Consider the following 13,619-nt stretch of genomic DNA (forward strand, 5'->3'; position numbering starts at 1 on the left):
GGCGGGGGGGCGGTGTGAGCGCCTCCCGGCCCGTCTCCCGCCGGGCGGCCGAGTGGCGGGGGCGGGAGGTCGGGGGTGGGGGCGGCGGGGGCGTGGCGGTCGTTCTCGTGGAGTCGGCGGACGGGCCCGCCTCTTACGCGAGCTTGCCGTGTACGTGGCGCATCGCGCGGGCGATGGTCTCAACGTGGTCGGGCGTGTAGCCCTCGTTCCAGTGCAGGATGACCAGCGTCCGGTCGATGAGGCGCTCCGCGTTCGGGCAGAGCCCGGCCGGATACGAGCGGCCCTCCAGCGGGAAGCGCGAGGCGCCGTAGACGGGCTCGTCCGCGAGCGCCGGGTTGGCGTACAGGGGGCGCTCCAGATACCCGGCGACCGCCGGGACGCCCTCCGCGGCGAGCGCCTCCGCCCAGGCGCGGTTGCCCGGATCGTCCGGCACCGTGAACGGGAACAGCCACCAGGCGTGCCCCGCCGGATCGGGAAGGCCGATTCCGGTCAGGTCCCGGAGCGAGTCCAGGAGCCGCCCGGCGCTCTCCGCGCGGCGGGCGACGACCCCGGCGGCCTTGGCGAGCTGGGCGCGGGCCACCGCGGCCACGAGCTCGGTCATGCGGTAGTTGAGGCCGAGCGACAGGTGCCGCCGGCCGAGCGTCCGGTCCCAGCCCTTGTCCATGAACAGCCGCATGCGGCGGGCCAGCTCGTCGTCATCGGTGCAGCACAGACCGCCGTCACCTGCGGTGATGTGCTTGTACTGCTGGAGGCTGAAGCACGCGATCTCGCCGACCGTGCCGAGCAGATCGCCTCCGGGGGTGGTGCCGAGCCAGGCCTGGGCGCAGTCCTCGATGAGGATCAGGCCGTGCCGGTCGGCGACCGCGCGGAGCCCCGCGAGGTCGGCGGGCGCGCCGAAGAGGTGCACCGCGATGATCGCCCGGGTGCGCGGGGTGACCGCCGCCTCGACCGCGGCGGGGTCCAGGTTGCCGGTGGCGGGATCGACGTCGGCGAAGACGGGGACCCCGTTCTGCGCGAGGATCGGCGCGACGGTCCCGAAGTCGGAGATGGGGGTGGTGATGACCTCGTCGCCGGGGTCGAGGCGCACCGCCGCGACGGCGAGGTGCAGCGCCGCCGTGCCCGAACTCGACGCGACCGCCGCGCGGCGGCCGTACAGCGCGGCCATCTCGGCCTCCAGGGCGCGTGCCTCGGTGCCGAAGGTGCTGCACAGCACGGCACTGTCCAGGACGCGCAGCACCGCCTGGCGCTCCTCGGCTCCGAGCGTCCGGCCGCTCGGCGCCAGCACATCGGGGAACCGTCCGCCGTCCGCGCCCATACCTCTCCTGCCTTCGGTATTTTCGGTCTTGACCGAAAGTTATTTCACGCCAGGAACTGCGTCAAGAGCGCAGGCGTGGGAGGTAACGATTCCCGAGGACGGTGCACTAACCTAGCCGGTTGAGGGCTGGACCTAAATAGAGGAGCAGAGAGTGCCCATCACCATCGGGGTCGTGGGTCCCGAAGACCTCGTCCACCGCGCCGTCGCGGTGGGCACCGAGATGGGCGGCGCCGTCATGTCCGGCCTCGCCTACCGGCACGAGGGCGAGGCCGTGGAGGTCGTCGCGGCGGCCCCCGAGGAGATCGACGCGTTCCTGTTCACCGGTGTCGTCCCCTACACGACGGCCATGGCCGCGGGCGTGGTGACGCGGCCCTCGATGTACGTCTCCTACGACGGCGCGACCCTGCTGCGGGCGCTGGTCGAGCTCCTGCGCCTCGGCCACGACGTGACGCGCGTCTCGGTGGACACGCTCCGCCGCGCCGAAGTGCTGGAGACCCTCACCGAGGCCAAGCTGCCGACCGACCAGGTCCAGGTGCTGCCCTACAAGCCCGGCCTCACGTCCGAGGACATCGTCGCCTTCCACCGGACCGCGCGCGACCGGCACGACACCCGGGTGGCCATCACCTGCCTGGGCTCCGCCTACAACGTGCTGGAGCCCCAGATGCACACCGTGCGGCTCGCCCCGTCGCGGTTCTCGATCCGCTCCACCATCCAGGCCCTCATCCTGACCGCGGTCGGGCAGCAGGTCGGCGACGCCCAGGTCGCGCTGGGCCTGATCGAGCTTCCCGGCCCGGACGACACCCTGGCGGCGGACGCGGTGACGCTGGGCGGCAGCCTGGCGCCGCTGCCCGGCGGGCGCCACCTGATGGTGACCACGCGCGGCCTCCTGGAGCAGGCCACCGAGGAGTTCACCCGGTTGCCGCTGCTCGACCGCCTCGCCGCGCGGCACCCGACCGTGCACATCGGCTTCGGCATCGGCCGGACGGCGGCGGAGGCGGAGTCCCTGGCCAAGCGGGCCCTCGGCCGGGCCGGGGCGGCCGGCGCCTCGGTGGGCGTCGTCGCGATGGCCGACGACGTCGACATCGTGATCGAACCCGCCGACGGCGGCGAGCCCCCGGCCGAGCGCGCGGCCGAGAGCCTGCCGCTGCTGGCGCGCCGCGTCGGCCTCAACGCGCAGACGCTGGTGCGGCTGCGCGAGCTGGTCGCCGCCCGGCCGGACGGCCTGACCACGCACGACGTCGCCGTGCACCTGGACGTCCAGCAGCGCACCGCGCGGCGCGTCCTCAAGCGCCTGGAGCGAGCCGGGATCGCCAGGCCGACCGGCAGCCAGCAGCGGGGCCGCACGGGCCGCCCCCCGACCGTCTACCACGTGAACCTCTGACCGCGCCCCACCGGCGGCCCGCCGCCGCGCGCCGCCACTTATCGGTTGCCGGGTGCCGGAGGGTGGTGCGGCGCCAGGGTGGGCGGGTGTGGGGCGTCTCGGGCGTCTTTGAGGTGGGTGATGTCGATGCAGTATTCGCAGATGCCGTCGTCGGGGAGGGCGCGGCCGACGAATAGCATCCAGCGGCGGGTACCGTCGGCGAGGATGTACTGCTTCTCGTAGGGGCCGATCCGGCCGGTGGCTTCGAGGACCTCCAGTTGCGCTTCGCTTGTGGGATCCAGTCCGGTGGGGTCATGGCGCGCCAGTTCAGGGCACGGGTGTCGACCTGGTCGCGGGTGTAGCCGGTCATCCGCAGGAACATCTGGTTGGCGTCCACGATGGTGCCGGTCTGGTCGAAGTACGGCATCCCGACGTTCTCGGTCTCCAGGAAGCGGCTCAGCCGGTCCTGGTTGACCTGGCGGATCCGGGAGAGTTCGAGCCGCGCGCCGACGCGCGCCACCAGTTCGCGGGCCGAGAACGGTTTGACGATGTAGTCGTCGGCGCCGGCGAGCAGCCCTTCGACGGCGGTCGCCTCGCCCGCGCGGGCGGTGAGCAGGATGACCGGCAGCGCGGCCAGGTCGGGGACGGAGCGGACGGTGCGCAGCAGCGCGAAGCCGTCCAGGCCGGGCATCATCACGTCCGCGAGCACCAGGTCCGGCCGCTCGTGGCGGGCCAGCGCCAGGGCTTGGGCTCCGTCGCTCGCGGTGGTCACGCGCCAGGTCGGGGCGAGGAGGCGGGTCAGGTAGTCGCGCATGTCCTGGTCGTCGTCGACGACCAGGACGCGGGCTCCCGGAGCCCGCGGCGGCAGCTGCCCGCCGGTCTCGGACGCGCCGAACTCGGACGCGCCGAACTCGGACGCGCCGGTTTCGGACGCGCCGAACTCGGACGCGCCGGTCTCGGACGCGCCGACCTCGGCCGCGTCGAACTCGGACGCGCCGGAGCCGGCCGCGCCGGGCCCGGCGGTGCCGGTGGGACTGCCCGGGCGGTGGCGGTGGTGCGAGGCGCCGTTCCAGCGGGCGGCCTCGCCGGCCATCGCCGCCGCCAGGTTCCGGGCGGGGGCGGCCCGGTCGGCCGGACGGGTGGCGGCGTCCTGGATGCGGGGACGGGCGCCGCGCGGGACCCATACCGTGAGCACGCTGCCCTCGCCGACCTGGCTGGTGACGCGGATGCGGCCGTTGTGGATGCGGACGAGTTCGTGGGCCAGCGCCAGCCCGATCCCGGTGCCCTCGTGGGTGCGTCCGCGGGCGTCGCGGACGCGGTGGAAACGCTGGAACAGGCGGGGCAGTTCGTCGGCCGGCCAGGTCGGTCGGGGCGAACCGCGCGCGCATCCGGCCGGTTTCGAGCTGGGAGAAGTCCAGCAGCGTGTCCACCAGCCGCAGCAGCCGCCGGGTGTTGCGGTCGATCAGGTCCACGTCGGTCAGGTGCTCGCCGGCGGGCCGGTCGGGGTGCCGCTGCAACTGCTCCAGCGGGCCGAGCATCAGCGTCAGCGGCGTCCGGAACTCGTGCGAGACGTCGCAGAAGAACTCGGTTCTCGCGCGGTCGAGCTCGGTGAGCCGCTTCACCTTCTCCTGCACGCGATGATGCGCTTGCGCCTCGGCCAATCCGGCGTTGATGGTCTCGGCGGCGAGTGAGAGGAAGGCGCGGTAGTCGTGGTCCAGCGGCGAACGCGGGTCGGCGCCGAGGACGAGCACACCGAACACCCTGCCGTTGGCGCCGCCGTCGGTGTCGCCGTCCGGCTGGTCGCGCAACGGGTACAGCACGGCGGACCGCACCGTCACCGGCTCGGACCCGACGCCCTGGCCGCGGAACCGCGTGTCCAGGCCCTTCAGCACGATCGGCCGCCGGCCGTCCATGACCTGGGTCAGGGGCCAAGTCCCGTCGGGGGAAAGGCACAGGCTCCGGGGGGCGAGTGCGCTGCCTTCGGCCACGCCGACCGCGCCCGCGAGGTTCGCCCGCTCCCCCTCCAGCAGGTAGCCGATCGCGAACGGCACGTCCTCCGCTTCGCGCAGGCCGGCGAGCGCCTGCTGCAGCCCGCACGCCGCCCACTCACCACGGGGGCGGACGCCAGCCGGTTGACCGTGCGCTGCCGACGTGCGGCCAGCACCTCCCCGGTGCGCTCGCCGAAGAGGTTGAGGACTCCGACGACCCGCCCGTCCAGGTCGCGGACGGGGCGGAACTCGAAGTCCCACCAGGCGTCTCGGAGTTCCCCGCCGCGCATCAGCCGGTGCGGGAACCGCTTGACCCGCACCGCTTCTCCGGTGAGCGCGCGCTGCCGCAACGGCTCGACCTGCGGCTGCGTCCCGGGGTACACCTCCGCGTGGCGGCGCGCCAGAACCTCCAGCGGCGCGCGGGGCAGGAGCGGAAGCGCCGCCTCGTTCACCAGCATCAGCCCGTCGGGCCCCCACAGGATCATCGCCGGCTCGGGTGCGTCCATCGCGAGGCGCACCACCGCGCGCAGGTACGCCGGCCAGGTGTGCACCCGGCCGAACGGTGTCGCGGAGCAGTCGATCCGCTGCGCGGCGGCGGCCACCTCGCCCGCATCGCCGAACGTCGCCCGGTTCGTGTCGCGCTCGTCGTCCGGCCGCGGTACGGGGCGCCGGCGGTGATGTCGCCGAGCACGCCGGCGATCTCGTGCAGCGGCAGCACCAGATCGGCGCCGGCCGCCGCGGCGGCCATCGGCATCGACGGGTACTCCGCGCTGTCCTCGCTCTGGGCGACGACCAGGCCGCCGCGGGCCTTCAGCGCGGCCACGCCCGCCGCCGCGTCGCTCCCGGACCCGCTGAGCACCACGGCCACGGCACGCGACCCGAAGGAGTCCGCCAGCGAGGTCAGCAGGGTGTCGTGCGGCCGCGGCCGCTGGTCCAGCGGCGCCAGCGGACGCAGCGAGCACGTCCCGTCGGGCAGGACCTCCAGTTGCCGGTGCGGCGGGCAGACGCTCACCCGCCCCGGCGTCAGCGGCGCGCCGTCGGCCGCCCACCCCACCCGGTGCCGGGTGCGCCTCTCCAGGATTCTGGGCAGCGTGCTGCCCCGGCCGCCCAGATGCTGCTGCACGATCATCGCCGCCGGCAGATCCACCGGCAGGTCCCGCAGCACCGCCGACAACGCGTCGAGCCCCCCGGCGGACGCCACCAGAGCGACCACCTCGAAATCCGACGCCTGCCGCGGACCCGGCACCCACCCACTATCGACGCCACGCCCGGACAAGCCAGGGCGCGGGCGACATCGCATACGACGATCAGCGGGCTCGTCCGGTCCGCTCCCGGCACGGCGCAGGGCAGCGCGGCGTCCGGCCGGATGACAGCCTGGTGCCGCTTCCGCCGGGGATGGCAGAATTGTCTGCTGGCGGCCGGAGAAGGAGCGCCAGGGTAAGCAGGGCCTGGCGACGGCGGTCAAGACGAAGGCACCGACCGGCGCGGAAAACCTGGAGTACATCGCGGGCAGACTCCGAACAGGGCCTCACTCACGACCACCCTCGCGACGATGGGGAGGCGGTGGCCATGGACAACGACGCTTCTGATCATCGAAGCGGAGCGCGACAGCGCAGGCTCGCACTGGCCGATGCGGCGAAGCAGCAGCAGCAGCGCCACCAGGACGCCCAGCAACGCCGGGCCCGCGCCAAGCAGCACATGGCCGACGCCCGGGACGCATGGCGACAGCAGCAGCATGACCTGCACTGGCACGCCGCCACTAAGCAGCGCGGCGGTTCGGCCACGGCGGCCTTCTGGAATCCCTACCTTGGCCTGACCGACACCGGCGAACCGGCGACCGGCGCCGTGCTGCAGGCGCTCCTGGACGCCGTGCTGGAGATCGGACGGACCGACCGCGGCAACGTCCAGCTGCTCGACCAGACCGCCGGCGGGTTGCGGATCACCACCCACCACAATCACGCCCGGCCGTTCCTGCGGTTCTTCGACGTCGTCACCGACCAGGCCACCAGCTGCGGGGAAGCGATGACCAACCGGCGCCCGGTCGTGGTCGACGACGTCACCACCAGCCCCATCTTCGCCGGGACCGAGAGCATGCAGGTCATGCTCGACGACGGATCACGCGCCGTGCTCTCGATCCCCCTCACCCAGCCCACGGGGGAGATCGCCGGGATCGTCTCGGCCCACTTCTCCCGGTCCGGCCACCTCCCCACGGCCGAGCAGCGACTACTCCTGCACGCCCTGGCCCGCCGCGCAGGCCGCCTCCTGCTCCCCCAATCCGAGCACCCGGCATAGAGACCCCGGCGCCCCGCACCGCCCGAGCCCTACCGGGGCTGATCCCACCGGCTCCCGGTCCGGTGCTGAGGCAGGAGTGGTCACTCCCGTCCGGGCCGCCGACTGCGTCAGGCGACCGCCGTCCACTATCCAAGAGAACCGCACCCCAGTGATCTGCGGTTGCGCGGAGTGACGCTTATGGGGTGCGGTCGTCCGGTCCGGCTGGGGTAGCTTTCTGATCTCTGGACGTGTGTCGGTGACGGGTCCGACTCGCTGTTCTGGATCTTCTCGGCCAGCAAGCCGTTCGTCGCGCTCCTGGTGCACCAGCTCGCCGAGCGGGGCGCGCTGAACCTGGACGACGCCGTGGCCGCGTACTGGCCGCGGTTCGGCCGGCATGGCAAGGACCGCATCACCATCCGGCAGGTGCTTCAGCACCGCGCGGGCGTTCCCCTGGCCGGCAGCATGCTCGGCGACGCGCTCGCGATGATGAGCTGGGAGCGGGCGGTACGCCACGTCGAGCGGGCCCGGCCCCGGTGGCCGCCCGGGCAGGTCCCCGCCTACCACGTCATCACCTACGGCGTCATCCTCGGGGAACTCGTCCGCCGAGTCGCCGGCGTCCCGGTGCCGGACGCCCTCACCGCCGCCTTGCTCCGGCCGCTCGGCCTGCACGACACCTACCTCGGCCTGCCCGACCATCTGTGGCACCGGCACGTCCCGGTACGTGCCACCGCCCCGGTGGACCAGATCATCCGGATCGGCCTCAACCGGCCCGCAGCACGGCGGGCGGTGGTCCCCGCGGCGGGCATCTCCACCACGGCCCGGGACCTCGCACGGTTCTACCAGGCACTGCTCCAGGACGGCGAGCTGGACGGCGTGCGCGTCGTCGACCCGGCGACGATCGCACAAGCCACCCTGCCGTCCAGCGAGGGCGAGACGGATCGGCTGCTCGACCTGCCGATCCGGTGGTCACAGGGCTTCCAGCTCGGCGGACCCAGGCCGGGCGCCCGGCGCAGCCCACCGATGGGCAGGCTGAGCAGCCCACGCACGTTCGGCCATAACGGCAGCAACTGCTGCATCGCCTGGACCGACCCGTCCCAGCGGCTCCTCTTCGCCTACCTGACCGCCCTCCTGCCGCCCAGACACGAGGGCGCGGACCACATCAACAGCGTGAGCGACGCCACCAACGCAGCCTGTCGATAGGAAGGTGTCTTCGATCCCTTCAACGATAGACCGCGCGTTGGCCATCTCTTTCTCGCCTCGTCCGCCGCGAATGCATAGGCGGAGCCTCGATCGTGCGCCGGGTCTCCGGTGGTCGCGTCGCCGAGCGGACTTCGTTTTCCGCACAGCCGGGTGCCGCGGATTCGTTTCAGACATTGGCAGATCGGTGGCGGGCCCCGACGCTTGTCGTTATGACCGGGGTGACACGCGAAGTGGCAGGAGCTGTGGAGCGGTCCCATGCGGGACGGGGCACGGCGCGCGATGCGAGCGCGGGCGACCTTCTCTGGCGATCCAGGCATCTGCATGTCACGGCACGGGAGATCCGGCTTCGCGCGGAGTCGTTGTTGCAGGAGTACCGCGTCCTCGTCGAGGAGATCAGGGCCACCCTGGAGCATTCTCACGGCGCCCCCGCCCCGCGCGAGCCTTCGGGCGAATGACCCGCGCAGCGCAGACTTGTCAGGGGCGCGGACGCGCTTCCGTGCGCCTCTCAGCTCGTCACGACTTCGAGCCGTTCGTTCTCGACCTCACCGTCGGCGACGACTGCGCAACGCGAGTGTCGACGGAACGCTGCATCTCCTTCAGCCGCATGCGTGCCCGCGTCGCCTGCTGGGCGGCCGCGTCGGCATGCCGCTCCGCCTGCCTGGTCCTCGACTCGGCCTGCCGAAGACGCTGCTCCACCCACTCGCCGAACGCACCGAACTCGGCGACGACCGACCGCCGGCTCGTTCCAGCGGGAACAGACTGCTCCATCTCGGCGTATTACCCGCACGTGCCGCGCCTCAGACGACGCTGACACGATCCGGCAACCAACGACCCCGCCGACCGGCCGGACGGTGTCTCGCCTACCCGAATCGTTCGTCCCGGTCGGCCTCCCGCCGCGCTTCAATGGCCCGGCGCCGGTGCTCTTCCACGTCTCCGATTCCCAGGGCCGCTGCACGCTCGTGCAGCTCGGCGTTCCGTCGCAGCGTCCGGGTGGCGTTGCGGTAACCGGCCCGGGCCTCGACCTGACTCTGGTCCGCCGCCGCGCACGCCTGCTCCACCCGCCTGGCGATCAGCGCCCGGTTCTCCGCCGATACGCCGGCAACGAAGCCTCGCCTGCGCCCTTCCTCAAGCTCTTGGATGCGCCGACTCAGCTGTTCGTAGCGTTCTTCGGCGCGCCGGCGCCGGTCTCTGGCGCGGTCAGCCCGAGCCTGCGCCTCACTGTTGCGTAGGAGAAGAGTGTCCTCGTCCATCTCTCCGCCCTACCCGGCAGTCATCGGACGCAACATCCGGCAGGCCAGGAGAACCGTGGTCGCAGACCGTCACCAGGAGCAGTCCTCAGCGCCTGCGACCGCCGCTCTGCCACGCTCGGCGGAGATCGGCCACCCGCCAGAGCGGACCTCAGAAGACCTCGGCCGAGCGCGCCGGTCTCCCCGCCGCCCGGCAGCCGTGATCGGGCACGCTCCACGGCTCGGAGTCACTCGCCTCGTTCCGCGGAGCCTGGACGACGGTGGAATTGCCTTTGGTCGGCACCGTCTGGGCCGAACCGCCACGAGCCGCCGTCAGCGGATGTGGAGGGTAGTGGAGGGCAGCACACCGTAGATGGCGTGGTAGGCGGCGGAGAAGCGGCCGTGATTGGCGAAACCCCATCGGGCGGCGACGGCGGTCACGGTCGTGCCGCTGCCAGGGTCGGTCTCCAGAAGGTCCCGGTGGACGCGGGCCAGGCGGATCCGCCGCAAGTACCGCATGGGGCTGAGCTGGTGATGGCGGGCGAAGGCGTACTGCAGCGCGCGTGGGCTGACCTGGCAAGCGGCGGCGATCTCGGAAAGGCCGACGTCGGTATGGGCGTGGGCGTGGATGTAGTCCTCGGCGCGCCGGATCGTGGCCGGGGTGGCGGCACGCACGTTGAGATCGTGCCCGGGCGGCAGGGTGCTGGGGAACACCGCCAGTGCGGTGCGGGCCAGCAGCCGCCGGGCGCTGCCGAGGATCAGCGGGCTGCCGGCGGTCTCGTCGTCGTCCAGGACGGTCCGGACGAACGCCGAGGTCCGCTTCCAGTGCTCGGCGGCTCCGGCCGAGGCGGGCGCCAGGGAGGCGAACCGCAGCGGCGCGGTGTCGTCGCCGGACAGGGCACCGGCGGCCTGGGCCAGGGCCGTCGCGGGGATGGTGAGGATCGCGACCCGCAGCCGGTGGCAGGTGACGCGGTAGTTCCCGGCCGGCCAGGAGCCCAGGGCCACCTCGCCCGCCCGGTAACGCTCAAGGCTTCGTCCCCATTCGGCCTGCTTCGTCCCCCGCAGGAACTCCGAGATCGACAGGTCCTCGGTGCCGGCCAGATGCAGCGTCGCCTCCGGCGGCAGGGTGAAGTCCACGCTGCTGATACCGCCGGCGCTGACCTGGGAGATGGCCACCGACGAGGTGCGGTCGAACTCCGCCGACCGGCGCGCACGGGCGGCGTACATCTGGCCGATGAACGCGTACGCCTCGTCCGGGTCCGTCGTGCTGAACCGCGTCCGCTGCGGCGTCACGCGACCGGGCGGCGCGGATGAGCGGGTCACGGCGGAACTCCTTCGGGCCGTCCGTCCGATCAGGTCCGCAGGGTCTGGCTGGGCAGCACACCGAACGCCTCGCGGTAGGCGGCGGTGAAACGATCCGGCTTGGCGAAACCCCACCGGGCGGCGACCGCCTTGACGGTCGTGCCCTGCGTCGGGTCGGCCGCCCGCAGCTCACGATGTGCGTGTTCGAGCCGCACCCGGCGCACGTACCCCATCGGCGTGGTGCCGTAGTGCGCGCGGAAGGCGTACTGCAGGGCCCGGGCACCGATGCCGGCCGCGGTCGCGATGGCCGAGAGCGTGACCGGCTGGTCGGCGTTGGCCTCGATGTAGGCCACCGCCCGGCGCAACGCGGCCGGAGCGACCCAGCCCGGCCCGCGCGTATAAGGCGCGGTCATGGTGGTGTTGGGGAAGGTGTGCAGTGCGGCGATGGCGACGTTGCGCGTCATCTCCTCGGCCACCAGAGGGGAGGCCATCGGTGACGGATCGTCCATCAGCGCGCCGTTGGTCAGGTTGACCACCGCCCGCCAGTACCGATGCATGGCCGGGGAGACGGGCCTGAGGGCCTCGAAGCGCAGGGAGCCCGGCGGAGCGTCGAAGGCGTCCGCGGCCATCTGGTCCAGCCGCTCAAGCGGGAGCCGCAGCACGCTGAGGGTGATGTCGCGCATGGCGAAGCCGACCGGAACACCGACCGGGCAGGCGACTGCGGCGCCGGGCGCCAGTTCGACCTGGCCCTCGGCGGGCGTGGTGATCAGCACGTTCCCCCCGTCCACCACGAAGAACAGCAGGTAGTCGAACGGGTCGGTGGTCTGCGTGTAGTCCAGGGTGCTGCGGATGCGGTCGCCCGCGATCTCCGGCAGCTGACTGGTCCGCACCGCGAACCGGGCGTCGCCGCTCGGCCGCGCGAACCTCGAACGCGTCCCGACGAACGTCTGCCGCATGAACTCGGTGATCTCCTCCGCCACCGCCGAGGAGATCGAGGACCGCTCGGGCGGCTCCATGCGAGCACCGGTCTTCGACATGGCCGCCTCCCGGACGGGGCTCCAGACGGATAGACCTACCCCCACGATACGCACGTTCGGCCGGGAAACGATGCCGAACATCGCCATCTGCGACGAGCTGTGCACGATGGTCTTCCCAGGGCGGCAGCCCGCGACAGCCACCGGCGGCGCAGCGGAAGCACCCATGCAGCGAAGACGCTACCCAGAGGAACGAAACAGCAGACCCGGATACTGGCCGAATCACTCGTGCGCGCTTCTGATAGGGGTGTGGAGAAGCCCACAGACACCCCCGAAGAGCGGCTGGAGGCCGTGCTCAGGCATCTGGCGAACGCGCGCGCCAGTGCTGAGCAACGCCGAGCCGACGCACAGCGCCAGATGGCCTTCGCCGAGGCCGCACGAGACGCGGCCGCGCAAGCCCACGAGCGTCTCCGCGGATTCAGGTCCTCCTGAACCCCGGCAGTCCACCCAGCAACTCACCAAGCGCCTCCCGGAAGTGACCGCGTCGGCCGACCCGGCGACGAGATCGGAATGACCCCGGTCAGGACGTCGAGCCGACCACCGAGCTCAAGTACCGCTACCTCATCGATCACCACATCATCCCGGCGTTCGCTCGCGTCCGGTGAGCACCTTCACCAGCCCCGAGGAGGACGGGTCGAGCGATCAGGGCCAGCGAGGACGACTGCGCGCCCGGCCAGAGACCGACGACGCGCCGAAGCGAGTTCATGCCGGTGGACTGCCGGGGATAGGTAGGCGGACCTGATCTCGACGCTCATGACCGTGGAGGCGCGCTCGTGGGCGAGCGGGATGGGTGGGGCGGTGACCGCGTCCCCCGTGGCTCAGCCCCTCAGCGGCTCAGCCCGCATGGCGGAGCTCCTCGATGAAGGGATGGGGGGACAAGCCGAACGTCCAGATCGTTCTGGTGCCGGGCAGCCGGAGCATCTTCCAGACGCCGAGCCACTGGTCGGGCGCCAAGCGTTCGACACCCTGCGAGGAGGTCCACACGCCGTCCCGGTAGTGCAGGTACGAGGTGCGCCCCTGCGACATGTCGCTGCCGAGCCAGATCCCGCCCCGGCCGTCGTCCGCCATCCCCGCCTTGGCGCAGTACCACTCGGGAACCGGGATGTCCTCCCACGCGCCGCCCGTCCAGCGCAGCAACGTGTGGCGGCCCGGCATGACGCCGTCCAGCCGCCAGGCCCACGCGAGATGCGCGGACACCGGCAGGATCTGCGAGATGCCGAGGGAGGTGTCCGGCTCCGCGAGCGGGATGTCGGTCCACTCCGCGCCGTTCCAGCGCAAGGTGTACGTCCGGTCCCTGTTCCGCCCACTGAGCCAGACGTCCCGGTTCGTGCGGACGGCGAGCACCTGGGGCTCGGCCCATATCGGCAGCGGAACGGTCTGCGGGACCCATGCCCCGCGCTCGAAGCGCATGACGGTGTAGCCGCTGTACTTGTAGTGGTCGGCTATGGCCCAGGCCGTCGCGTGCGGAGCCGCGGCCAGCCTGAGCGGCGGGTAGGTGTCCGGCGGGTAGTCCACCGCGTGCCAGGTGGCTCCGTCCCACACCCCGGCCAGGTTCGAGCCGCCCATTCCCCAGGCTCTCCGGCGCCCGGACACCGCGACCATGTAGTAGAGGGCGGGCGTGGAGTAACGCGTCCAGTCCCAGCCGTTCCAGTGGAACATGCACGGGCCCCCGCCGTCGAAGCCCGCCGTCCACACGTCGCGCGGCCCGCTGGCGGCGATGTCGCCCAGCTCCCCGGCGCGGCTGACATCAGGAACCGGTATGTCCCACCAGACGGGCGGGGCGCCGGTCGGCGCGGCCGTCCGCCCGGTGGCGGCGACCTCGGCGGACGCGGAATCGGTGACCAGGGCGGTGGAGATCGCGGCTCCGAGGCCGGCCGAGAGGACCGCACGTCGGCTGACTGGATGATGACTCACCCGGACTCC

At 72.4% G+C, this 13,619-nt stretch carries 12 protein-coding genes and 2 pseudogenes; 3 read left to right on the plus strand and 11 right to left on the minus strand.

The window, feature by feature from the left end; all coding sequences use genetic code 11:
* Positions 1–133 precede the first annotated feature (133 nt).
* Positions 134–1,315 (minus strand): DegT/DnrJ/EryC1/StrS family aminotransferase, encoded by a 1,182-nt coding sequence (locus tag E1300_RS14870; RefSeq protein ID WP_131757583.1) that lies wholly within the window; start codon positions 1,313–1,315, stop codon positions 134–136.
* A 151-nt stretch (positions 1,316–1,466) separates the two neighbouring features.
* On the opposite strand from E1300_RS14870, the gene E1300_RS14875 reads away from it, so the two are divergent.
* On the plus strand, positions 1,467–2,696 hold the full coding sequence (locus E1300_RS14875) for a hypothetical protein (RefSeq protein ID WP_131757584.1): 1,230 nt from the start codon (positions 1,467–1,469) through the stop codon (positions 2,694–2,696).
* Here E1300_RS14875 and E1300_RS14880 read toward each other — a convergent pair.
* From E1300_RS14880 to E1300_RS14900, 5 genes and pseudogenes are all read right to left on the minus strand, one after another.
* On the minus strand, positions 2,599–3,870 hold the full coding sequence (locus E1300_RS14880; RefSeq protein ID WP_207399729.1) for a response regulator: 1,272 nt from the start codon (positions 3,868–3,870) through the stop codon (positions 2,599–2,601). The two genes, E1300_RS14875 and E1300_RS14880, sit on opposite strands and share 98 nt — an antisense overlap.
* A gap of 36 nt (positions 3,871–3,906) precedes the next feature.
* A pseudogene (locus tag E1300_RS53930) lies at positions 3,907–4,020 on the minus strand (two-component sensor histidine kinase); the annotation flags it as partial.
* A 106-nt stretch (positions 4,021–4,126) separates the two neighbouring features.
* Positions 4,127–4,588, minus strand: a pseudogene (locus E1300_RS53935) (histidine kinase dimerization/phospho-acceptor domain-containing protein); the annotation flags it as partial.
* Positions 4,589–4,596: 8 nt separating this feature from the next.
* Complete coding sequence (locus E1300_RS14895) at positions 4,597–5,169, minus strand: PAS domain-containing protein (RefSeq protein ID WP_165502841.1); 573 nt, start codon at positions 5,167–5,169, stop codon at positions 4,597–4,599.
* A complete protein-coding gene (locus E1300_RS14900) occupies positions 5,145–5,876 on the minus strand; it encodes a chemotaxis protein CheB (protein ID WP_207399730.1) in 732 nt (243 codons plus the stop codon). The genes E1300_RS14895 and E1300_RS14900 overlap by 25 nt, the downstream gene beginning before the upstream one ends.
* Positions 5,877–6,232: 356 nt before the next feature.
* Here E1300_RS14900 and E1300_RS14905 point away from each other — a divergent pair, with 356 nt between their 5' ends.
* Both E1300_RS14905 and E1300_RS14910 read left to right on the plus strand, forming a co-directional pair.
* On the plus strand, positions 6,233–6,955 hold the full coding sequence (locus E1300_RS14905; RefSeq protein ID WP_165502842.1) for a GAF domain-containing protein: 723 nt from the start codon (positions 6,233–6,235) through the stop codon (positions 6,953–6,955).
* 252 nt (positions 6,956–7,207) lie between these two features.
* The gene (locus E1300_RS14910; RefSeq protein WP_131757589.1) at positions 7,208–8,134 is read left to right on the plus strand and encodes a serine hydrolase domain-containing protein; all 927 of its coding nucleotides are present in this window, start codon (positions 7,208–7,210) and stop codon (positions 8,132–8,134) included.
* Between the two features lie 513 nt (positions 8,135–8,647).
* Here the strand turns inward: E1300_RS14910 and E1300_RS14915 are convergent.
* The 5 genes from E1300_RS14915 to E1300_RS14935 form a co-directional block, all read right to left on the minus strand.
* A complete protein-coding gene (locus E1300_RS14915; protein ID WP_131757590.1) occupies positions 8,648–8,902 on the minus strand; it encodes a hypothetical protein in 255 nt (84 codons plus the stop codon).
* A 92-nt stretch (positions 8,903–8,994) separates the two neighbouring features.
* Complete coding sequence (locus E1300_RS14920; RefSeq protein ID WP_131757591.1) at positions 8,995–9,384, minus strand: hypothetical protein; 390 nt, start codon at positions 9,382–9,384, stop codon at positions 8,995–8,997.
* A gap of 309 nt (positions 9,385–9,693) precedes the next feature.
* The gene (locus E1300_RS14925; RefSeq protein WP_131757592.1) at positions 9,694–10,683 is read right to left on the minus strand and encodes a helix-turn-helix domain-containing protein; all 990 of its coding nucleotides are present in this window, start codon (positions 10,681–10,683) and stop codon (positions 9,694–9,696) included.
* Between the two features lie 29 nt (positions 10,684–10,712).
* Complete coding sequence (locus E1300_RS14930; RefSeq protein WP_207399731.1) at positions 10,713–11,699, minus strand: helix-turn-helix transcriptional regulator; 987 nt, start codon at positions 11,697–11,699, stop codon at positions 10,713–10,715.
* A gap of 831 nt (positions 11,700–12,530) precedes the next feature.
* The gene (locus E1300_RS14935; protein ID WP_131757593.1) at positions 12,531–13,610 is read right to left on the minus strand and encodes a hypothetical protein; all 1,080 of its coding nucleotides are present in this window, start codon (positions 13,608–13,610) and stop codon (positions 12,531–12,533) included.
* Positions 13,611–13,619 lie beyond the last annotated feature (9 nt).

This window comes from Actinomadura fibrosa, assembly GCF_900659615.1.
In the GTDB taxonomy this organism is placed as follows: Bacteria; Actinomycetota; Actinomycetes; order Streptosporangiales; family Streptosporangiaceae; genus Spirillospora; species Spirillospora fibrosa.